Here is a 736-nt window from a genome sequence, read left to right as displayed (position 1 = left end):
TGACCGGTGCGGCCTGCGGGTCGGCCGCCTTGCGCTGCCATACCGCGAGGGCGCGCGCGGGTTCCAGCGCGAGCGGATGGGGCGTGCCGTCTTCCAGGTCGGCCAGTGTGTCGGCGACGATGCGTTGCAGCGCGCGGTGGCCGTGCAGATGGTCTTCGGTGTCGGCGGTGGCCACCGCGGCGGGGGCTTCGAGCAGCCAGAGCGCGCGGTCGAAGCCGGCCTCCACCGCGATGCGCAGCACGGGTGCGCCGGCCATGCCGAGCATCTGGCCGTGGCGCAGCAGCGTGTGCAGCAGCCCCAGCGCGGGGGCAAGCGCCTCGAAACGCGGCTCCTGCGCGATGGCGTCGCCGATGTCCCGCAGCAGCCCGTCGCTCAGGTCCGCAAGGCCTGCCCAGGCCGCGCTGTTCAGGCCTTCGGCCAGCGGCGCGATGCGCCCGCGTGCCTGGCGCAGGCGGTCTTCCAGGCGCGCCCGCGCGGCGTCTTCCAGCGTGGGCGCCCCAGGCGCCCGCCTCGATGAGCGCGGCCTGCTGCTCCAGCGGTTCGCTGAGGCTCCAGGCCTCGCCGCGTTCGCCCGACAGCGCCATCGCCGGGCCGCGCGTGCGCACCACGCCCGGCAACTGCAGCAACGCCAGCCGGTGCAGCACGCGGCTGCGGGCGCGGTCGCCTTCCTGCAGCATGTCGAGCGTGACGGTGCCGCGCAGCGGCAGGCCCTGCGCGGCCAGCTCGGCCCGCACGG

The 736-nt window shown here is 76.2% G+C and carries 2 pseudogenes; both read right to left on the bottom strand.

Features of this window, described 5'->3' with window-relative positions:
* Positions 1–451, bottom strand: a pseudogene (locus AC27IQ_RS26255) (DUF5682 family protein); the annotation flags it as partial.
* A 103-nt stretch (positions 452–554) separates the two neighbouring features.
* A pseudogene (locus AC27IQ_RS26250) lies at positions 555–677 on the bottom strand (hypothetical protein); the annotation flags it as partial.
* Positions 678–736 lie beyond the last annotated feature (59 nt).

Source organism: Acidovorax sp. KPB24-07 (assembly GCF_057543315.1).
This window is presented reverse-complemented; position numbering and strand designations above follow the sequence as displayed.